At 60.3% G+C, this 19,566-nt stretch carries 15 protein-coding genes; 5 read left to right on the forward strand and 10 right to left on the reverse strand.

Translation table 11 applies throughout. The annotated features are described in order from the left end of the window. Window positions 1-333 precede the first annotated feature (333 nt). A complete protein-coding gene (locus tag ACLBW8_RS04155) occupies window positions 334-954 on the forward strand; it encodes a TetR/AcrR family transcriptional regulator (RefSeq protein WP_064453020.1) in 621 nt (206 codons plus the stop codon). Between the two features lie 121 nt (window positions 955-1,075). Here ACLBW8_RS04155 and preA read toward each other — a convergent pair whose 3' ends face one another. The 3 genes from preA to hydA form a co-directional block, all read right to left on the reverse strand. Continuing rightward, window positions 1,076-2,350, reverse strand: coding sequence for an NAD-dependent dihydropyrimidine dehydrogenase subunit PreA (preA, locus tag ACLBW8_RS04160; RefSeq protein ID WP_447804655.1), 1,275 nt, complete (start codon window positions 2,348-2,350; stop codon window positions 1,076-1,078). Then, on the reverse strand, window positions 2,350-3,717 hold the full coding sequence (locus ACLBW8_RS04165) for an NAD(P)-dependent oxidoreductase (protein ID WP_447804656.1): 1,368 nt from the start codon (window positions 3,715-3,717) through the stop codon (window positions 2,350-2,352). The genes preA and ACLBW8_RS04165 overlap by 1 nt, the downstream gene beginning before the upstream one ends. Before the next feature lie 147 nt (window positions 3,718-3,864). Further along, the gene (gene hydA / locus ACLBW8_RS04170) at window positions 3,865-5,304 is read right to left on the reverse strand and encodes a dihydropyrimidinase (protein ID WP_221295145.1); all 1,440 of its coding nucleotides are present in this window, start codon (window positions 5,302-5,304) and stop codon (window positions 3,865-3,867) included. Between the two features lie 601 nt (window positions 5,305-5,905). Between hydA and ACLBW8_RS04175 the strand changes: the two genes are divergently transcribed. Next, window positions 5,906-7,393 (forward strand): NCS1 family nucleobase:cation symporter-1, encoded by a 1,488-nt coding sequence (locus ACLBW8_RS04175; RefSeq protein ID WP_262665359.1) that lies wholly within the window; start codon window positions 5,906-5,908, stop codon window positions 7,391-7,393. 176 nt (window positions 7,394-7,569) lie between these two features. After that, window positions 7,570-8,853: a Zn-dependent hydrolase gene (locus ACLBW8_RS04180; protein WP_447804657.1), complete on the forward strand. Its 1,284-nt coding sequence runs from the start codon at window positions 7,570-7,572 to the stop codon at window positions 8,851-8,853. 248 nt (window positions 8,854-9,101) lie between these two features. Here ACLBW8_RS04180 and ACLBW8_RS04185 read toward each other — a convergent pair whose 3' ends face one another. The 4 genes from ACLBW8_RS04185 to ACLBW8_RS04200 all read right to left on the reverse strand — a co-directional run bounded on the left by ACLBW8_RS04185 (window position 9,102) and on the right by ACLBW8_RS04200 (window position 15,534). Beyond that, window positions 9,102-9,560, reverse strand: coding sequence for an REP-associated tyrosine transposase (locus ACLBW8_RS04185; RefSeq protein WP_447804658.1), 459 nt, complete (start codon window positions 9,558-9,560; stop codon window positions 9,102-9,104). A gap of 194 nt (window positions 9,561-9,754) precedes the next feature. After that, window positions 9,755-11,173, reverse strand: a complete 1,419-nt coding sequence (locus ACLBW8_RS04190; RefSeq protein WP_447804659.1) for an efflux transporter outer membrane subunit — start codon at window positions 11,171-11,173, stop codon at window positions 9,755-9,757. Further along, window positions 11,157-12,323 (reverse strand): efflux RND transporter periplasmic adaptor subunit, encoded by a 1,167-nt coding sequence (locus tag ACLBW8_RS04195; protein ID WP_447804660.1) that lies wholly within the window; start codon window positions 12,321-12,323, stop codon window positions 11,157-11,159. The genes ACLBW8_RS04190 and ACLBW8_RS04195 overlap by 17 nt, the downstream gene beginning before the upstream one ends. Continuing rightward, on the reverse strand, window positions 12,313-15,534 hold the full coding sequence (locus ACLBW8_RS04200) for an efflux RND transporter permease subunit (protein WP_447804661.1): 3,222 nt from the start codon (window positions 15,532-15,534) through the stop codon (window positions 12,313-12,315). The genes ACLBW8_RS04195 and ACLBW8_RS04200 overlap by 11 nt, the downstream gene beginning before the upstream one ends. A gap of 215 nt (window positions 15,535-15,749) precedes the next feature. Here ACLBW8_RS04200 and ACLBW8_RS04205 point away from each other — a divergent pair, with 215 nt between their 5' ends. Beyond that, the gene (locus ACLBW8_RS04205) at window positions 15,750-16,169 is read left to right on the forward strand and encodes a PA0061/PA0062 family lipoprotein (protein WP_407016697.1); all 420 of its coding nucleotides are present in this window, start codon (window positions 15,750-15,752) and stop codon (window positions 16,167-16,169) included. On the opposite strand, the gene ACLBW8_RS04210 is transcribed toward ACLBW8_RS04205, so the two are convergent. Continuing rightward, window positions 16,166-16,327: a hypothetical protein gene (locus tag ACLBW8_RS04210; RefSeq protein WP_162839874.1), complete on the reverse strand. Its 162-nt coding sequence runs from the start codon at window positions 16,325-16,327 to the stop codon at window positions 16,166-16,168. The two genes, ACLBW8_RS04205 and ACLBW8_RS04210, sit on opposite strands and share 4 nt — an antisense overlap. Window positions 16,328-16,524: 197 nt before the next feature. On the opposite strand from ACLBW8_RS04210, the gene ACLBW8_RS04215 reads away from it, so the two are divergent. Continuing rightward, a complete protein-coding gene (locus tag ACLBW8_RS04215; RefSeq protein ID WP_447804662.1) occupies window positions 16,525-17,187 on the forward strand; it encodes a peptidase C39 family protein in 663 nt (220 codons plus the stop codon). Between the two features lie 136 nt (window positions 17,188-17,323). On the opposite strand, the gene pbpG is transcribed toward ACLBW8_RS04215, so the two are convergent. Then, window positions 17,324-18,247, reverse strand: coding sequence for a D-alanyl-D-alanine endopeptidase (pbpG, locus tag ACLBW8_RS04220; RefSeq protein WP_064453008.1), 924 nt, complete (start codon window positions 18,245-18,247; stop codon window positions 17,324-17,326). 207 nt (window positions 18,248-18,454) lie between these two features. Beyond that, entirely contained in the window at window positions 18,455-19,309 is an 855-nt protein-coding gene (gene folD / locus ACLBW8_RS04225) for a bifunctional methylenetetrahydrofolate dehydrogenase/methenyltetrahydrofolate cyclohydrolase FolD (RefSeq protein ID WP_053256953.1), read from the reverse strand. Window positions 19,310-19,566: the final 257 nt, after the last annotated feature.

Genomic DNA, 19,566 nt, shown 5'->3' on the forward strand with positions numbered 1-19,566 from the left:
GGTTCAGATTCGCCGATCATAGCCCGATCGCGAAGGACGTTGCCGAGGAATCCTGCAGACTTTCAGGCGCCAAGCCCGATCTGTCGATCAACGGCGTTCAAAGGCCAGCGCCACCGTTGCGCAGTCGAGCGATCTGCTCGGCACCTCATGATGGCGTGTAGCCTAATGAGGCGGTTCGTGATGTGATGGAGGGCATTCATCACGCGATGCCTTTACAGCACGCTTATAACGCTCGCGGCGCATACGTTCGTGGGAACGCGCAGAGCAAGAGCGGTAGGGGTTTGATGTGTCGAAGGTAAATTGCATATAACAGTGAGTGGGCTTCCAGCATCTATGGGCAATCACAAGATCAGCATTCGTCGGGTCAACGTCGAAAAAATCCTGCTGGCGGCGGAGAAAATCTTCGCTGAGAAAGGCTATGGCAGCACCGCCATGGCTGACATCGCCGAAGAAGTGCAACTGCCGCGCTCCAACCTGCATTACTACTTCACCACCAAAAGCGAGCTGTACAGCGCGGTGCTGTTCGACCTGCTGGAGTTGTGGAAGCAGGATGCCCTGAGCTTTGAAACCTTCGATGACCCACGGGTGGTGCTCAGCAGCTACATCCGCGCCAAGATGCAGCGCTCGCGTACGCGGCCGTATGGCTCGAAAGTCTGGGCCAATGAAATCATCCACGGCGCGCCGACACTGGGTGAGGCGCTGGACGAAAGCCTGTATGACTGGGCCAAGATGAAGGAAGCGAAAATTCGCCAGTGGGTCGAGGACAAACGCATCCTGCCAGTGGAGCCGTCGAGCTTGCTGTATATGATTTGGGCGTCGACCCAACACTATGCGGACTTTGATCACCAGGTGAAAATTCTGAATGATCACCAGCCGTTGTCGGATATGCAGTTTGAGAAAGCGATTCAGACGGTGACGGGGGTGATTCTGCGGGGGATTGGGTTGGAGCCTTAAGAGGTGTGGTGAGGCTTAGGGCCCTTCGCGAGCAAGCCCGCTCCCACAGTTGACCGCGTTTTGTTTGAAGCAGTGCAGTCGAATGTGGGAGCGGGCTTGCTCGCGAAGGCGGTCCAAGAAGCTACACCGCCTCCCGGTAAGGATTACGCGGGTCCTGCGTCCAATTCAAAAACGGTTTACCCGTCTCTATCGGCACCATCTCAATGCAATCGGCCACCGGGCAGGTGATCTGGCACAAATTGCAGCCCACGCACTCATCGTCAATCACTTCGTATTTGTGCGTGCCATCCGCCTGTTTCAAGCTGGCGATGGCCTGGTGCGACGTGTCCTCACAGGCAATATGGCAACGTCCACAGCCAATACACGCGGCCTGATCAATCTTGGCGATCACCTGATAGTTGATGTCCAGGTACTTCCAGTCCGTGGTATTGCCCACCGCCCGCCCGGAAAATTCCTGCAAGCTTGTGTAGCCTTGGCTGTCCATCCACCGCGACAGCCCATCCTTCATCTCCTCGACAATTCGAAACCCATGCAGCATCGCCGCCGTGCACACCTGCACTGCGCCGCAACCCAGGGCGACGAATTCCGCCGCGTCGCGCCAGTTGCCGATGCCGCCAATCCCGCAGATGGGCAGGCCCTGGGTCTGTGGGTCGCGAGCGATTTCCGCGACCATGTTCAAGGCGATCGGCTTCACCGCCGAGCCGCAATAACCGCCATGGGTACTTTGGGTGCCGACCGTGGGCAGGGCGACCATGCGCTCAAGGTCGACACTGGTGATGGAGTTGATGGTGTTGATCAACGACACCGCATCCGCGCCCCCGCGATACGCCGCGCGCGCGGCCACGCGAATGTCGGTGATATTCGGCGTGAGCTTGACGATCACCGGCAGCGAGCAATACGTCTTGCACCAACGCGTCACCTGTTCCACATACTCCGGCACTTGGCCCACCGCCGCGCCCATGCCACGTTCGGGCATACCGTGGGGGCAGCCGAAGTTGAGCTCGATGCCGTCGCAGCCGGTGGCCTCCACCAACGGCAGGATGTTTTTCCAGGATTCTTCAACGCAGGGCACCATCAACGACACGATCAGCGCGCGGTCGGGCCAGTCCTTTTTGACCTGGGTGATTTCCCGCAGGTTGATCTCCAGGGAACGGTCGGTGATCAGCTCGATATTGTTGATGCCCAGCACTTCACGGTTGGCGCCGTAATGCGCCGAGTAGCGTGACGACACGTTGACCGCCGCCGGGTCTTCACCGAGGGTTTTCCACACCACGCCGCCCCAGCCCGCTTCGAAAGCGCGGACCACGTTGTAGGCCTTGTCGGTGGGCGGCGCGGAGGCCAGCCAGAACGGGTTGGGGGCTTTGATACCGGCGAACACAATCGAGAGATCGGCCATTACGCAGCCTCCACATTCAGCATGAGTTGGGCGTGCATGGCTTCGGCGGCCAGTTTGCCGTGTTGCACCGCTTGTACCGTGAGGTCCTGGCCGAGGCTGACGCAATCGCCGCCGGCGTATACCCCGGGAATGCTGGTGCGCAGGTGTTCGTCGACGAAAATTCTTTCGCCCACGCGGTGCAGTTGCTGGGCCAGTGGGTCGTGCAGCGCGGCGTTATCGAAACCTTGCCCGATGGCTTTGAAGATCGCGTCGGCGGCCAGCTCGAAGGTCTCGCCAGTGCGCTGCGGTCGCCCGTTTTCCATACGTGTACGGGCAAAGCGCATGCCGCGCACGTGGCCCTGATCATCGAGCAAGACCTCATCGGGCTGGGCCCAGGTCAGCAGCCGCACCTGATTGGCTTTGGCAATGTCCTGTTCATGCTGGGTGGCGCCCATGTCGGCAAGGCCACGCCGGTACACCAGGTTCACGTCGCGGGCCCCGAGACGGGCCATTTGCACGGCCATATCGATGGCGGTATTGCCCGCGCCAAGCACGATACAGCGGTCGGCCAGAGGCAGTTGCGAGAGGTCATCGGCCTGGCGCAGTTCGCGAATATAGTCGGTGGCGGCGAGCAGGCCGGGGGCGTCCTCGTGGGGTAAGCCGAGCTGTTTGCTGGCTGCGAGGCCCAGGCCGAGGAACACCGAATCGAATTGCTGGTGCAGTTCGCTCAAGGTCAGGTTGTCGCCCAGGCGTTGGCCGTGGCGGATCTCGATGCCGCCGATCTGCAAGAGGAAATCCAGTTCCTTCTGGGCGAAGTCATCGACCAGTTTGTATTTGGCGATCCCGTATTCATTCAGGCCACCGGCTTTTTCCCTGGCTTCGAAAATCACCACGTCGTGGCCGTGCAAGGCGGCGCGATGGGCACACGCCAAACCCGCCGGCCCGGCGCCGACCACGGCGATGCGTTTGCCGGTCGGTGCAGCGCGTTGGAACGGGTGTTCGCTGAAGTGCGCGTTGTCGATGGCGTAGCGTTGCAGCAGGCCGATCAGCACCGGCGCGCATTCTTCGGCGTTGTTACGCACGCAGGCTTGCTGGCACAGGATCTCGGTGGGGCACACCCGCGCGCAACTGCCGCCGAGGATATTCGCCGAGAGGATTTTCTGCGCCGCGCCCTGTACGTTTTCGGTGTGGATATTGCGGATGAACGACGGGATATCGATCTCGCTGGGGCACGCATTCACGCAGGGCGCGTCGTAGCAATACAGGCAGCGCGAGGCTTCCAACTGGGCCTGGCGGGCGTTGAGCGGCGGCGCCAGGTCGGTGAAGTGGCTGGCGAGAGTCGCCCCATCTTCGTGGGGATGGGGGAGGTGGGTCAGGGTCTGGATCACGGTTTTGGCCTCACGGTTTTTTTTGGATTGCCTCTAGCGGGCATCTTTGTTGCCTGTGCTGGCGCCATCGCAGGCAAGCCAGCTGCCACATTTGGAATGTGTGAACCCGATCAAATGTGGGAGCGGGCTTGCCCGCGATTGGCGGTCTCAGCGTTTCACGGCAGTGGGCCTGGAATGCTCCGCCCGCTTGCTCAACTGCTCAAACACCGACGGGTACGCGGGTCGTTCCACATAGCGGCCGGCACCGCGTTCGGCGCGCAAATCGCCATCGGCCCAGACCAGCTTGCCCTGGCTGATGGTGTGGCTCGGCACGCCGCGCACGGTCTTGCCTTCGAAGATGTTGAAGTCGACGTTCTGGTGGTGGGTCTTGGCGGAAATCGTGCGCGTGCCCTGGGGGTCCCACAGCACCAGATCCGCATCGGCTCCCACGCGGATTGCACCTTTACGCGGGTAGAGGTTGAAGATTTTTGCGGTATTGGTCGACGTCAGCGCGACAAACTCCTGCATCGACAAGCGCCCGGTATTCACACCTTCATCCCACAGCAGCGCCATGCGGTCTTCGATCCCGGCAGTGCCGTTGGGGATCTTGCTGAAATCGTCGCGACCGGCGGCTTTTTGCTCGGCGCAGAAGCAGCAGTGGTCGGTGGCAGTGGTGTGCAGGTTGCCCGATTGCAGGCCGTGCCACAGCGCTTCCTGGTGCCCGCGCGGGCGGAATGGCGGGCTCATCACGTAGCCCGCAGCGGTTTGCCAGTCGGGGTGCTGGTAGACGCTGTCGTCCAGCAACAAGTGGCCAGCGAGGACTTCGCCGTACACCGGCTGGCCCTTGCCACGGGCGTAGGTGATTTCGTCCAGAGCTTCCTTGGTTGATACATGCACCAGGTACAGCGGCGTACCGATCGTCTCGGCGATGCGGATTGCGCGGCTGGCCGCTTCACCTTCCACCTGGGACGGGCGCGACAGCGGGTGCGCTTCCGGCCCGGTGATGCCCTGGGCCATTAACTTGCGTTGCAGGTGGTACACCAACTCGCCGTTTTCCGCATGCACGGTAGGCACTGCGCCCAATTCCAGGCAACGTTCAAAGCTCGCGACCAGGGTGTCGTCAGCCGCCATGATCGCGTTCTTGTAGGCCATGAAATGCTTGAAGCTGTTGATGCCATGGTGGCTGACCAGCTCGGCCATTTCCTCGCGCACTTGCTCGCTCCACCACGTGATCGCCACGTGGAAGCCGTAGTCGGAAGCGGATTTTTCCGCCCAGCCGCGCCACTGGTGAAAGGCTTCCATCAAGGACTGCTGCGGGTTGGGGATCACGAAATCGATGATCGACGTGGTGCCCCCTGCAAGGCCTGCCGCCGTGCCGCTGAAAAAGTCCTCACTGGCTACGGTGCCCATGAAGGGCAATTGCATATGGGTGTGGGGGTCGATGCCGCCGGGCATCAGGTATTGGCCGCTGCCGTCGAGTACCTCAGTGCCGGCGGGAACATCCAGCCCCGTGCCAATAGCGCGAATGAGACCGCCTGCGCATAAAACATCGGCGCAGTAACTTTCATCATGGGTAATAACGGTGGCGCCACGGATCAACAGCGACATGTCGAGTTCCTCACAGGCTTGACCTGCTTGTGCCAGTTCTAAGTGTTGTAGTGCTGCTTGCCGATGGTCGGTTAAAACCTGTCATCGGTGACAGGAATAGAAACTAGCCCGAGTTTTTATAATGAGCAAGAACATTTTTTATAAGCTTACATCGTATATAAGTTATTGATTAATAAGAATAAAAAACATAATTCACCAAAATGTAGCGGCCTCTCACCATTTTGACGCACTTGACAGGTTATCAATTTGAGCAACATTTCTTATTGCAAATCAGACGCTTGAGACATGCCCCTTGACGAGGGCGGGAAATAAAAATAATTGTGTTGCACCAGATTGAGCCCTGAGGCGTCGGACAACGTCTGCGTTATTTAGCCTGAGTCGCGCGGACAGTACCGAGGGGGCAATCGGGTAAGGGAATAAAGCTGATAAACATCAGCAGGTTATATAAGCGGTGCGGGTTCAGGGGCGGTTGTCGGCACGGTTATTGAGTGCAGTGGCGGCTGGCCGGACCCGTGATGTCATGTTGTTTACGAGGTACTCCGGCCACCCCGCACTTAGCGTGGGGTGAGCAAAAATAATTCGAAAAAACCGTGGAGCGGCCATGCAACAGAACAGATCGCAAGTCATTGAGCGCAACGGCCTGTACGAACTCGACGCCGGCCCCGACGTCCTCGACAGCCCTCGCTACAACCACGACATGGCACCGACCAAGGTGCACGAACGCACCTGGAACAGATGGCACATCACCGCGCTGTGGGTCGGGATGTCGATTTGCGTGCCCACCTATACGTTGGGTGGGGTGCTCACCGCCTACTTCGGGTTGTCGGTGGGCGAGGCACTGATGGCGATCCTGCTGGCCAATATCGTGGTGCTGATTCCGCTGACCCTTAACGCGTTTCCCGGCACCAAGTACGGCATTCCGTTTCCGGTATTGCTGCGTTCCTCCTTTGGCATTCTCGGTTCCAACGTGCCGTGTCTGATTCGGGCGCTGGTGGCGTGTGGCTGGTTTGGCATCCAGACGATGTTTGGCGGGTTGGCGATTCACCTGTTTCTGGGCTCGATTTTCGAGGGTTGGAAAGCCCTCGGCGGCACCGGTGAAGTGATCGGCTTCATGATTTTCTGGACCCTGAATTTGTGGGTGGTGCTGCGCGGCGCCGAGTCGATCAAGCGCCTGGAAACCCTGTCGGCGCCGTTGTTGGTGGCGGTGGGGATTGGCCTGCTGGTTTGGGCGATGCCGAATGTATCGCTCAGCGAGTTGATGGCGATTCCACCCAAGCGCCCCGAAGGCGCGAGTCTCACCGGCTACTTCATGGCGGGACTGACTGCGATGGTGGGCTTCTGGGCCACCTTGTCGCTGAATATTCCGGACTTCAGCCGCTACGCCAAAAGCCAGAAGGACCAGATCCTCGGGCAGATTTTCGGCCTGCCGCTGACCATGTTCCTGTTCGCCGCCCTCGGCGTGATCATGACCGCCGCGTCGGTGAAACTGGTGGGTGTCAGCGTCTCTGATCCGGTGACGCTGATCGGGCATATTCAGAGCCCGGTGTGGGTGGCCATTGCCATGCTGCTGATCATCATCGCCACGTTGTCCACCAACACCGCAGCCAACATCGTCTCGCCCACCAACGACTTCCAGAACATCGCGCCCAAGCTGATCAATCGCACCACGGCGGTGATCCTTACCGGTCTGGTCGGTCTGGCGCTGATGGGGCATGAGCTGCTGAAAAAACTCGGGCTGATCGTTTCGAATGTCAGCCTGGAGACCGTCTATTCCAACTGGCTGCTGGGTTACTCAAGCCTCTTGGGGCCGATTGCCGGGATCATGGTGGTGGACTACTTCATCACCCGCAAACAGCAGTTGGACCTGGCCGGCCTGTACCGCGATGACGTGTACCCAGCGTGGAACTGGAGTGGCTTTGTCGCCTTCGGCGTGCCGGTGGTGCTGACCCTGTTGTCGTTGGGCAGCGATGCCTTCAGCTGGTTCTACAGCTACGGCTGGTTCACCGGTTCGGCGCTGGGCGGTTTGTTGTACTACGGCCTGAATGCCAAACGCAGAGCCAGCCCGGTGGCGCTGAAAACACCGCTATAAAAGGTTGAAATGCAAGCCAAATGTGGGAGCGTGCTTGCTCGCGAAAGCGGTGAGTCAGTCAGCACATCAGTCGCTGACAGACTGCATTCGCGAGCAAGCCCGCTCCCACATGGATGACCTCATTCCAGTGCTGGAATCGAGTCAACTCATAAGAAATGTAGCCTGAGGAGATCCCCATGAACGCTGCCCTCGACGTTCTGCAATCCACCCATCAGCACATCAACCGCGACCGCTTGTGGCAATCCCTGATGGACCTGGCCAAGCTCGGCGCAACGCCCAAGGGCGGCGTATGCCGCCTGGCCCTCACCGACCTTGATCGCAAGGCTCGCGATCTGTTCGTGCAGTGGTGTGAGGAGGCCGGTTGCACCGTGACCGTCGACGGCATCGGCAACATCTTCGCGCGCCGCCCGGGACGCAATCCCAACCTGCCACCGGTGATGACCGGCAGCCATATCGATACTCAGCCCACGGGCGGTAAATTCGACGGGTGCTTCGGCGTGTTGGCAGGTGTCGAGGTGCTGCGCACCCTCAACGACCTCAACGTCGAAACCGAGGCGCCGCTGGAAGTGGTGGTGTGGACCAACGAGGAAGGCTCGCGCTTCCCGCCGTGCATGATGGGCTCGGGCGTATTCGCCGAGAAATTCACCCTGGCCGATACCCTGGCCAAAGTCGACGTGGACGGCGTCAGCGTGGGCGATGCATTGAATGCGATTGGCTATGCGGGCACGCGGCCGGAGAGCGGGCACAAGGTCGGCGCCTATTTCGAGGCCCATATCGAACAAGGCCCGATTCTTGAGGATGAGAAGAAAACCATCGGCGTGGTGTTGGGGGCCTTGGGGCAGAAGTGGTTCGACCTCAAGCTGCGCGGCGTTGAAGCCCATGCGGGGCCGACGCCGATGCACCTGCGCAAGGATGCTCTGGTGGGCGCGGCAGCAGTGGTGGCTGCCGTGAATGCGGCGGCGTTGGGGCACCAGCCGCATGCATGCGGCACCGTGGGTTGTTTGCAGGCCTATCCTGGCTCGCGCAATGTGATCCCGGGTGAAGTGCGCATGACCCTGGACTTTCGTCATCTGGAACCGGCGCGGCTGGATTCGATGATTGCCGAAGTACGCAAGGTGATCGATGACACCTGTGCCAAGCACGGCTTGAGTTTTGAAATGGAACCCACCGCCGACTTCCCGCCGCTGTATTTCGACAAAGGCTGCGTGGACGCTGTGCGTGACGCGGCGAATGGGTTGGGGCTGTCGAACATGGACATCGTCAGCGGGGCAGGGCACGACGCGATCTTCGTCGCCGAACTCGGCCCGGCCGGGATGATCTTTGTGCCCTGTGAAGGCGGCATCAGCCACAACGAAATCGAGAACGCCGCGCCGGATGACCTGGCGGCAGGGTGTGCGGTGTTGTTGAGGGCAATGGTGGCAGCGTCGGCGGCAATCGCCAGCGGCAAACTGGCTGCCTGAAATGCCGTAAGTAAATGTGGGAGCGGGCTTGCTCCCAATAGCGGAGTATCAGCTACAGATAAGCTGACCGACCCACCGCCATCGGGAGCAAGCCCCCTCCCACAATTGACCGCTTTGTCCTGTCGAATATTGATCAAGATGTGGGAGCAGGCTTGCCCAATGATCGCCAGCGGCAAACGGGCTGCCTGAAATGCTGTAGGAAAATGTGGGAGGGGGCTTGCTCCCGATAGGGGCGACTCGGGCTCGACTTATACCCAAATCGCATCCCACAACGGATAGTCGCCAATCTTCTTCACTAATCCCTCCCGCAATGGATTGGCCACCACATACCTGGCCATTTTCACCAAGTCGTCTTCCTTGCGTAGCGCCCGGTCATGGAAGCTTTCCTGCCAAAGCCGTCCCTTGCGCCCAGTGACGCCGTTAACGTTTCGCGTGCTTTTAGACTTCACCTGACACATCAGGTCCGCCAGCGAGCCTTTTTGCAGTTCCAGCAGCCAATGGAAATGGTCCGGCATGATTACCCATGCCAGGGAGTTTGCCAGCCCTTGGTGCTGGGCGACCCGCAATTGCCAGACAACCAAGCGACCGAGGTGGAAGTCGCTGAATATCGGTGTGCGTTCGTGAGTGTTGGTGGTGATCAGGTAGGTACGGTTTGGTTCGCTGAATCGACCGATGCGCAAACGGTGTGAAGCGGGTAGTTCAGGCATTCCTTGGCCTCTCTCAGGGTGTGTGTTGAGAGGCTAGATCTGGTGTTACGAGGATGGTCGACAGGCTTTTGGCAGGATGTGTCTAAGAGGTTGCTATCGGGAGCAAGCCCCCTCCCACAGGGGGCAGCGGTGTTCATACATTGTGTGTCTAACGCAGTATTGATGTGGGAGGGAGCAAGTCCCTCCCACATTTATCAGGCGCCGGGTTGCCAGCCGCCGCCAAGTGCCGTCACCAACCCTACACTCGCCTGCAGTTGCCGGGTCTGCACGGCTTGCAACGTCCTCTGTGCCTGCAACGCCGCCGTCTGCGCCGTCACCACATCCAGGTAACTCACCGCTCCCGCCTGATAGCTGTTCATCGCCAATGACTGTGTGTGCTGCGCTGCATCCGCCGCCGCTTGTTCATCTTGCGCTTCCTGCTGCAAGTCGCGCAGTTGCGCCAGGTTATCTTCCACCTCGCGCACGGCTTTCAGTACATGACTGCGGTACTGCGCCGAAGCCTCTTCAAACTCGGCCTTGGCCTGACGCTCATTGGCACTCAAGCGTCCACCGTCAAAGATCGGCAAATTAACCAGCGGCCCCAGCGCCCAATAACGATTACCGGCGGACAGCAGATTGCCAACCCCTTGTGTCTGGCCGCCAATCAATCCGGTCAAACTGAAATCCGGATACCACGCCGCTTTCGCCACGCCGATATTCGCGTTGGCTGCGAACACCCGGCGTTCCGCCGCGGCAATGTCCGGACGACGTTGCAGCAGGTGGCTCGGCAGTTGAGAGGGAATCCCAGGCAACGCGATCAATTGCTGACTCGCCGGCAACCTGAAGTCGCTGGCTGCGACACCCACTAGCTCACCAATCGCATGCTCGGTCAGGTTGCGCTGGCCGCGCACCTCGTCCAGTTGCGCCTTGGCTTCGGCCAGTTGATTTTGCGCGCGGGTCAGGTCCAGCTCCGAGGCAATCTGGCCCTCATAACGACTACGCGTCAGTTGCAACGCCTGGCTGAAATCATCCAGCGAGCTGTTCAGAATCCGGCTCTGCGCATCCAGCCCATTGAGTTGCACATACAGCGTCGCCAATTGATGCTGCAGGCTCAGGCGCGCCACCGCCAGGTCATCCCCGGAGGCTTGCGCCTGGGCATCACCGGCCGCGACCTGGTTGCGGATTTTGCCCCACAGGTCCAGGTCGTAGCTCAACGAAAAGCCCGCCGTATTGCTGTTGTAGACCGACGGCTGCGTATCACCTCGCAGCGGCCGCGAATCGGATTGACGCTGGCGCAACGGCTGCGCGCTGGCGGTAATCTGCGGGAATAACCCGGCATGTAACTGGCTGGCATAGGCCTGGGACGCATCGAAGTGCGCCAGCGCTGCCGCCAGGTCCGGGTTGGCCTTGAGCAGTTGTTGTTGCAGGTCGTTGAGGCGCGAATCGTTGTAGAGCTTCCACCATTCGGGCGCCAGTTGGTCGGACGGTTGCGCACTGTGCCACGGACCATCGCTGGTCTGTTCGCGGTAGCCGGCCGGGAGGTCGACCGATGGCACCGTGTAAGTGGGCGCCATCGAGCAACCCTGCAAGGCCAGCAGCACTAACGCCGCGAGGGGTTTAAGCCTTGGGCGCATGCGCACCTCCGGCGTCGGCCAGCTGCACGGGGTCGCCTTCGCGCAGGGCGTCGGGTGGGTTATCGACGACGCGGTCGGCGGGTTTCAGGCCTTGGTCGATCACCAGGCGCTCGCCGAGGTCCAGGCCGATGTGGATGTCTTGCAAGTGCACATGGTTCTGCGCATCCAGCACCGCGACCTGGGTGCCCTGGGCGCGGAAGATCAGGGCGCTGGCCGGGATGCTCACGCCATGGGTGTCCGCTGGAATCGGCAAGGTGGCTTCGGCGTAATCGCCGGGCAGCAATTCGCCGTTGGGGTTGTCGGCCACGAACTGGGCGAGCAAGGTGCCGGAGCGACGGTCGATGGCGGTGGAGTCGCCGATCAGGTGCGCCTTGAAGTGCTCGCCGGGGTGCTCGGGCACGGTCAGTTCGGCTTCGAGACCGGGGTGGATGACCGCCGCGTAGTTCTGCGGCACCGGCACGTAGAGGCGCAACTGGTGAGTGTCGGCGATGTTGAACAGCTCGGGATCACTGTCGGTGTCGGCCTTGATCAACTGGCCAATATCGGTGTTGCGCGCGGTGATGGTACCGGCGAACGGTGCGCGAATGGTCTTGTAGCTTTCCAGGGCGGACAGCCGCGCATAGTCGGCAGCCGCCGCCTCGGCGTTGGCCTTGGCTGCGGCGGCGTTGGAAGTTTTTTCATCGGCTTCCTGACGTGACACCGAGTGGCTGGCCAACAGATTTTGCCAGCGCGTGGCGGTGGTTTCGGCCAGGCGCGCATTGGCCTGTTCCTGCACCAGGCGGGCGTGGGTTTGCGCCAGTTGCTGGTCGAGGTCCGGGCTGTCGATTTCGGCGAGGACTTGCCCGGCTTTGACTTGGGTACCGATGTCGGCTTTCCAGTCTTTCAAGTAGCCGCTGACCCGCGCGTGAATCGGCGCCTTGCTCCAGGCCTCGAGGTGTGCAGGCAGGCGCAAGGTGTCACCGACCACGTTCTGTTTCGGTTGGAACACCATCACTTGCGGGATGGCGGCGGTTTCGGTCCAGGCGGTGACCGACTGTTCGTGCATCGTACGGGCGTGCAGGCCGTTGGCGACCAACAGGGCGGCCAGTGTCAGGCCGCCGACACCCATTAGCATCAGACGCTTGCGCGAGGGTTTGTGATCAGACGACATGTGGGGTTTCTCCAGCAGCTGCGCGAGTAGGGTGACGACCGTGGACCAAGCTGAAGACCACGGGAACAAACAACAAAGTGGCGACGGTGGCGAAGATCAAGCCACCGATAACGGCACGGCCAAGCGGGGCGTTCTGCTCCTCGGAAATCGCCAGCGGCAGCATGCCGATGATCATCGCCAGGGCGGTCATGCACACCGGCCGGAAGCGCGTGTAACCGGCCTCCATGGCGGCCTTCAGTGCATCGCCATGTTCGGCCAGGCGTTCACGGCAGAAGCTCACCACCAGGATCGAGTTGGCGGTGGCCACGCCCATGCACAGGATGGCGCCGGTGAGGGCGGGCACCGACAGCGAGGTACCGCTGAGAAACAGCATCCACACGATCCCCGCTAGCGCTGCGGGCAGCGCGGTGATGATCACAAACGGGTCGGCCCACGACTGGAAGTTGACCACGATCAGCAGGTAGATCAGCACCACGGCGCCGAGCAGGCCGAAGCTCAAACCACTGAAGGCTTCATGCAGCGCATCGATCTGCCCATGCAGGCTGATCACCGCGCCTTTGGGGCGCATGGAAGCGGTGTCATCCAGCACTTTTTGCACGTCGCGGGCCACGCCGCCGAGGTCGCGGCCTTGCACGTTGGCGTACAGGTCCAGGGTCGGTTCGATGTTGTAGTGGGTCACCACCGCCGGGCTTTGCACGCGGGAGATGGTAGCCACGCCGCCGAGGATTTGTGATTGGCCATCGGCGCCGGTCACCGGCAAGGCTTCCAGTGACGGCAGGCTTTCGAGACGGTATTGCGGGGTGGCGGCCACGATCGAATACGACACGCCGTTGGCCGGGTTGAGCCAAAAGGTCGGCGCGGTTTGCGAGCTGCCGGCGAGGGAGGCGACCATGCTGTTGGTCACGTCACGCTCGGTGATGCCCAGGCCATTGGCGCGCATGCGGTCGACGTTAACCTGTAGCGACGGGTAGCCGGTGGACTGCTGGATGCGCAGGTCGGCAATGCCCGGCACGTGTTGCAGGCGACGTTCAAGTTCCACGGCGTAGGCACGGTTTTCTTCATCGCTGCGCCCGGAGATTTTCACGTCGAGTGGGGCAGGTGCACCGAAGTTGAGGATCTGGCTGCTGATATCCGCAGGCAGGAATGCGAAGTGGCTGCCGGGGAAACTTTCCGGCAAGGCTTCACGCAGTTTTTTTACGTAGTCGGCAGTCGGTGCGTGGTCCTTTTTCAGGGTGACCTGAATGTCGCCATCCTGCGGGCCGATGGTGCCGCTGCTGCTGTAGGCCATGTCGATGCCGCTGAGCGGAATGCCGATGTTGTCGACGATGGTGTCCAGTTCTTCGGCCGGGATCACTTCGCGAATCCGCGCTTCAATCCGGTCGAAGGCCGCGGCGCTTTCCTCAATCCGTGTGCCCAGCGGCAAGCGTACGTGAAGGGCGAGGGCGCCGGCGTCGGTAGCCGGGAAGAAGTCCTGGCCCAGGCTCGGCAGCAGCAGGAACGACGCCAGCACGCAGGCCAGGAAACCGACGATAAAGCGCTTGCGGGCGCCCAAGGCCAGCGTCAATAGACCGAGGTAGGTATCGCGGATATTCGAGAAGTGCCGCTCGAACCCTTGCTGGAAATTCAGCACCGATTGCAGCGCACGATTGCGGGGTTTCTTGTGTTGCTCACCCTCGTGGTGGTTGATGAATTGATCTTCCGGGTGATGCCCAGCGCCTTGCTCAGGCGTATGCGGCTTGAGCAGAAACATCGCCAGTGTCGGCACCAGGGTGCGCGAAAGGATGAACGAGCTGGCCATGGCAAAGATCACCGCGAGTGCCATCGGGCGGAACAGGTAACCGGCGATGCCTTGCAGCAGGAACATCGGCACAAACACGATGCAGATACACAGCAGCGAGACGAACGCCGGGCCGACAATTTGCGCGGCGCCGTCGAGGATCGCGGTCTTCACCGCCTTGCCTTGCTCCAGGTGCCAGTTGATGTTTTCGATGGTCACTGTGGCGTCGTCCACCAGAATCCCCACCGCCAACGCCAGCCCGCCAAGGGTCATCACGTTGAGGGTTTGCCCGGTGACGGCCAGCAGCGCGATGGCCGAAAGCACCGCGAGGGGAATCGACGCGGCGATGATCAGCGTCGAGCGCCAGCTGCCGAGAAAGAGCAGGATCATCGCACTGGTCAACAGCGCGGCGATGATGCCTTCCTGGGCCACGCTGCCTACCGACTGCTTGACGAACACCGAGGCGTCACCCAGCAGCGAAGTTTTCAGCGACGGCGGCAGGGTTTCGTTGATACGTGGCAGCATCTGGCGGATGCCGTCGATGATCGACAGGGTCGAGATGCTGCCGTTTTTCAAGGCTGGCATGAGTACTGCGCGGTGACCGTCGACGCGCACGATGTTGGTCTGTGGCGGCGAGCCGTCACGCACGTGGGCCACTTGGCCAATGGTGATGATGGCGCCGTCGACGGTCCTGATCGGCAGGTCGTTCAGCTCGTCAATCGCCTTGGGGCTGTTGTTGAGCAGGATCGTGTATTCGTTGGGGCCGAGTTTGGCGGTGCCCACCGGGATGATCTGGTTCTGTAATGCCAGGGCGTTACCCACGTCCTGCGCCGACAAGCCTTTTGCGGCCAGTGCCTGGGGGTCGAGGTCGAGGGTGATCTGGCGTTGCTTGCCGCCCATTGGCGTGGGCATGGCCAGGCCGGGCAGGGCACTCAAGGGCAGGCGAATATTGTTCTGCACCAGGTCGCGGATCTTGGCTTCCGAGAGGCTGGGGCTGGAGAACGCCATTTGCAGGATCGGCACCGTGGAGGCGCTGTAGTTGAGAATCAGCGGCGGCGTGATGCCCGGCGGCATCTGCTTGAGCACGGTTTGTGAAACTGCCGTCACTTGGGCGTTGGCGGTGCGGATATCCACGCCGGGCTGGAAGAAGATCTTCACGATGCCCATGCCGGGCAGCGATTGCGATTCGATGTGTTCGATGTCGTTAACGGTGGTGCTCAGGGAGCGTTCATAGGTGTAGATCACCCGACCAGCCATGGCGTCCGGTGACAGGCCGTTGTACTGCCAGACCACGGCGACCACGGGGATGCCGATGTCGGGGAAAACATCCGTAGGGGTTCTGAGGGCCGCCATCGGCCCGACGATGCAGATGAATATGGCCAACACGATAAACGTGTACGGCTTTTGCAGTGCGGTCTTTACCAGCCCGAGCATGCGTGAACCTCCGGAGAACAGGATTGCAAACCCCGGCAGTCTTGCCCGACCCACCTAACACGCACCTTTCAGCCAAGTGAAGGAACATTTAGTTAACGGCTGAAGATCGTTTCATATGTATTCATTTGTTCTACAAAGGGTGGGTCTTCAAGCTTGTCATCCATCGGACTCGACACTTTTCAGATCCGGACAACGTTGTTTTTTGGAGCCCTGCCATGTCATTTAAAACACTTAAACCCCTGCTGTTGATTCCCGCCCTCGGCGCTGTTTTGTTGTTGTCGGCCTGTGCCGGCCCGCTGCCCAAGGCTGACCCGAGCGAAGCGTGGATTGGTTTGAAAGAAGAAGCACCGAACGACCTGATGGCCGAGCGCGTCGATGGCAAACGTGTGGATGACGGCCGCTACTTTGAAGTGACCCCGGGCGACCACCGTCTGGACGTGACGTTATTTGAAGAGGAGGCGGGCGACGACAACCAGCAAGACTGCCAGGGCCGGGTCGAGTACAAGAACTTCAAGGCAGGTGAGCACTACACCTTGGTGGAGTCGAGCCTGGGCACCACCGTACGTGCCGTCCTCAAGGACGGTCACGGCAAGGAAGTCGCGGCGACTCAAGACTTCAGCTGCATGCCTGGCTAAGCGTGGTGCACCGCCGCCTTGTGGGGCTTGGCCGGTGCAGCAGGTTTGACGTGGGGGTGATGATGCCGGCGAGTCACGCGCATCACGCCCCACAACATGGCGCTGGCCACCGCCAGCCAACCGCAGACCAACAGGAAAATCGTTGTTGCAAGGCTCATTCGGGCCTCCTTTCGCCCCACTGGGGGCACACACAGTCTTCTCAATGGACAGTCTAGCTAGCTGGCGGTTGCCTGCTATTGACCAATGGTCGAGTCCATCCAACTTGTTTGCTATATCCGCACCCCCTCTCTGTTACCTAAACGCGATTGGGCTATGATCAGGGCCCTCACCGGCCGTTGATCAAGAGAGTAAAAAATTGCGGTTACGTTCGAACGTTAAAATCTCTTTGCTCCTGGCATGCGCCTTCGGGCTTGCCGCCTGCTCCGGGCACCCGTCGAAACTGGCGGGCTTGCCGGAGCGTGTCGAACTCACCGGGGTGCCGGCCTTTCGCAGTGAGGCTTACCTGAGCGGTCCATCGGCGTTAGCCAGCATGCTGTCGCAACAAGGCATTGTCATGACACCCGGCTTGCTGGATAAACCGCTGCACTTGCCGGGCGGTGAAGCTGATCTTGAGCGCAACATGCAGGTACTCGCGCGCGAATACGGGCTGATGGTGTACCCGCTGGATACCAGGCTTACGGCGGTACTGGAACAGGTGGCCGCGGGTTACCCGGTGATGGCGCGGATCGACTCAAGCTTTTGGTCTGGCGCGCGGTACGTCGTGGTGGTGGGGTTCAATCAGCAGAAGAGCACCGTGCTGCTGCGCTCGGGCAAGGATCGACGTTTGTTGATGAGCTTCAGCGATTTTGAATCGGCATGGAAGAGTGCTGGTCACTGGGGCATCCTGACCCAGCGTCCGAGCCAGTTGCCGGCAAATGTAGATGCGCATCGCTGGCGAGAGGCTGCCAATGCTACGGCACAGGCCGGTCAGGAGCAGTCGGCGGCGCAGGCACTCAAGGTGCTGGCAGAAAGGAAGTAACGTACCCAGGATTCAAAAATGTGCGAGCGCGCTTGCCCGCGATGCAGGCAACTCGGTTATCTGTTGCACCGCGTTGCCGCCATCGCAGGCAAGCCAGCCCCCACACAAGCCAGCTACCCTCGTCGAACTGCGTGGTTCAGCGACGTACTTCGGCAGCGTTCGGGCGATTCTTCAGGTTCTTGTCAGCCTTGTAGCGCAACGCGACGTCCGGCACCGAACCGCTGCTGCCGGTCTCAACCCAATTGCGGATACGCGTGGCATCGGCGAAGTGGGTGAACTTGCCGAAGGCATCAAGGATTACCAACGACACCGGGCGGTTACCCATGCTGGTTACCAGTACCAGGCAGTGGCCGGCCTGGTTGGTGAAGCCGGTCTTGGTCAGTTTGATATCCCATTTGGCACGGTTGATCAGGTGGTCGGTATTGGAGAAACCCAGGGTGTAGTTGGGTTTGCGGAATGACACGGTCTTTTCTTTGGTCGTGCTCAGTTGGCTGAGCAGCGGGTATTTGCGCGCGGCGGCCAACAGCTTGCTCAGGTCACGGGCGGTAGACACGTTGTGAATCGACAGGCCGGTAGGCTCGACGTAGTGAGTGCTGGTCATGCCCAGCGCCTTGGCTTTGGCGTTCATTGCGGCGATAAAGGCCGGATAGCCGCCCGGGTAGTGGTGCGCCAGGCTCGCGGCAGCACGGTTTTCCGAGGACATCAGGGCGATCAGCAGCATTTCCTTGCGGGGCATTTCGCTGCCGATTTTCACCCGGGAGAACACGCCTTTCATTTCCGGCGTGTCTTTGATGTTGATGTCGATGTACTCATCCATGTTTTGCTTGGCTTCCAGCACGATCAGGCCGGTCATCAGCTTGCTCACGGACGCAATGGGCACCACGACATCGGGGTTGCTGGAATAGATGACTTTGTTGGTCTGCAAGTCGACCAGCATGGCGCTGCCGGAAGCGATTTGCAGTTTGGAGGTATCACGCGGGGCCAAGGTGGTTTCGGCTGCGTGCGCGAAGGTGCCTGTAAATGCGAAAAATAGGCTGACAATAGAGAGACGAATTTTCACGCGGATGAACTCGCTAAAAAGTAAGGAAATACCGTTTGGGAACGGGTTTTATGACAAATGCCGTTACATTTTAGGAGTATGGATCAGAAACTGTCGAATGTTCTTCGAGAACCAGACGAAAGTGCTTAAAAACTAACAAAAAACGGGTTTTATGCGGGCATTAAAAAGCCCTGCTATAAGGCAGGGCTTTTTCAGTACGACGGGTTATTAGCTGTGCAGCGTTTCTGCCGCATACAGCGTATTTTCCAACAGGCAGGCACGGGTCATCGGGCCGACACCGCCCGGTACTGGGGTGATCCAGCCCGCGCGGGGCAGGGCGGTTTCGTACACCACATCGCCCACCAGCTTGCCGTCTTCCTGGCGGTTGATGCCCACGTCGATAACGATGGCGCCTTCCTTGATCCACTCACCCTTGACCAGGCCCGGCTTGCCGGCGGCAACCACCACCAGATCGGCACGGCCGACGTGGCCGGCGAGGTCCTTGGTGAAGCGGTGGGTGACGGTCACGGTGCAGCCAGCCAGTAGCAGTTCCATGGCCATCGGGCGACCGACGATGTTGGACGCGCCGACCACCACGGCATCGAGGCCGTACAGATCGACACCGGTGCTTTCCAGCAGCGTCATGATGCCTTTCGGCGTGCAGGGGCGCAGCAGCGGGATACGCTGGGCCAGACGGCCGACGTTATAGGGGTGGAAACCGTCGACGTCCTTGTCCGGGCGAATGCGCTCCAGCAGTTGGGAGGCGTCCAGATGCTCGGGCAGCGGCAGTTGGAGCAGGATGCCGTCGATGCTCGGGTTTTCGTTGAGGCTGTCGATCAGGTCGGTAAGGGCCTGCTGGGTGGTGTCTTCCGGCAAGTCGTAGGCTTTGGAGATAAAGCCGACTTCTTCACAGTCTTTACGCTTGTGCGAGACATAAACCTGAGAGGCAGGATCGCTGCCGACCAGGATCACCGCGAGGCCAGGCGTGCGCAGGCCTTGCTGGCTACGCTCGGTGACGCGTTTGGCGATCTGCTGGCGCAGGCTGGCGGCGATTGATTTGCCGTCGATAAGTTGTGCAGTCATTACGCGTGATTAACCATCGAGAGGGGGAAGAAAAGTGCGCGTATTCTCGCACGCCAGGACGTGAGGGCAAAGGCGCTTGGTCTGCAAATTGGCCTAACCCCTTAAATAAAATGAATTTTTTTCAAAAAAGATTTGACGGGTTTCAAGGCCCTCTATACTATTCGTCGCACTTGTCGGGCACAGCCTAGCACTGCTTAAGAAGGTCGAGCAGAATTGCTGTTCTGTAAGGCTGGAAGCACTTAGTTTGTAATCCTCCA

The sequence above is a fragment of the Pseudomonas sp. M5A4_2d genome (assembly GCF_053345295.1).

Coding starts and splice junctions, on each gene's coding strand:
- ACLBW8_RS04155 (WP_064453020.1), top strand. CDS start 334: ATGGGCAATCACAAGATCAGCATTCGTCGGGTCAACGTCGAAAAAATC.
- preA (WP_447804655.1), bottom strand. CDS start 2,350: ATGGCCGATCTCTCGATTGTGTTCGCCGGTATCAAAGCCCCCAACCCG.
- hydA (WP_221295145.1), bottom strand. CDS start 5,304: ATGTCGCTGTTGATCCGTGGCGCCACCGTTATTACCCATGATGAAAGT.
- ACLBW8_RS04175 (WP_262665359.1), top strand. CDS start 5,906: ATGCAACAGAACAGATCGCAAGTCATTGAGCGCAACGGCCTGTACGAA.
- ACLBW8_RS04180 (WP_447804657.1), top strand. CDS start 7,570: ATGAACGCTGCCCTCGACGTTCTGCAATCCACCCATCAGCACATCAAC.
- ACLBW8_RS04185 (WP_447804658.1), bottom strand. CDS start 9,560: ATGCCTGAACTACCCGCTTCACACCGTTTGCGCATCGGTCGATTCAGC.
- ACLBW8_RS04190 (WP_447804659.1), bottom strand. CDS start 11,173: ATGCGCCCAAGGCTTAAACCCCTCGCGGCGTTAGTGCTGCTGGCCTTG.
- ACLBW8_RS04195 (WP_447804660.1), bottom strand. CDS start 12,323: ATGTCGTCTGATCACAAACCCTCGCGCAAGCGTCTGATGCTAATGGGT.
- ACLBW8_RS04200 (WP_447804661.1), bottom strand. CDS start 15,534: ATGCTCGGGCTGGTAAAGACCGCACTGCAAAAGCCGTACACGTTTATC.
- ACLBW8_RS04205 (WP_407016697.1), top strand. CDS start 15,750: ATGTCATTTAAAACACTTAAACCCCTGCTGTTGATTCCCGCCCTCGGC.
- ACLBW8_RS04210 (WP_162839874.1), bottom strand. CDS start 16,327: ATGAGCCTTGCAACAACGATTTTCCTGTTGGTCTGCGGTTGGCTGGCG.
- folD (WP_053256953.1), bottom strand. CDS start 19,309: ATGACTGCACAACTTATCGACGGCAAATCAATCGCCGCCAGCCTGCGC.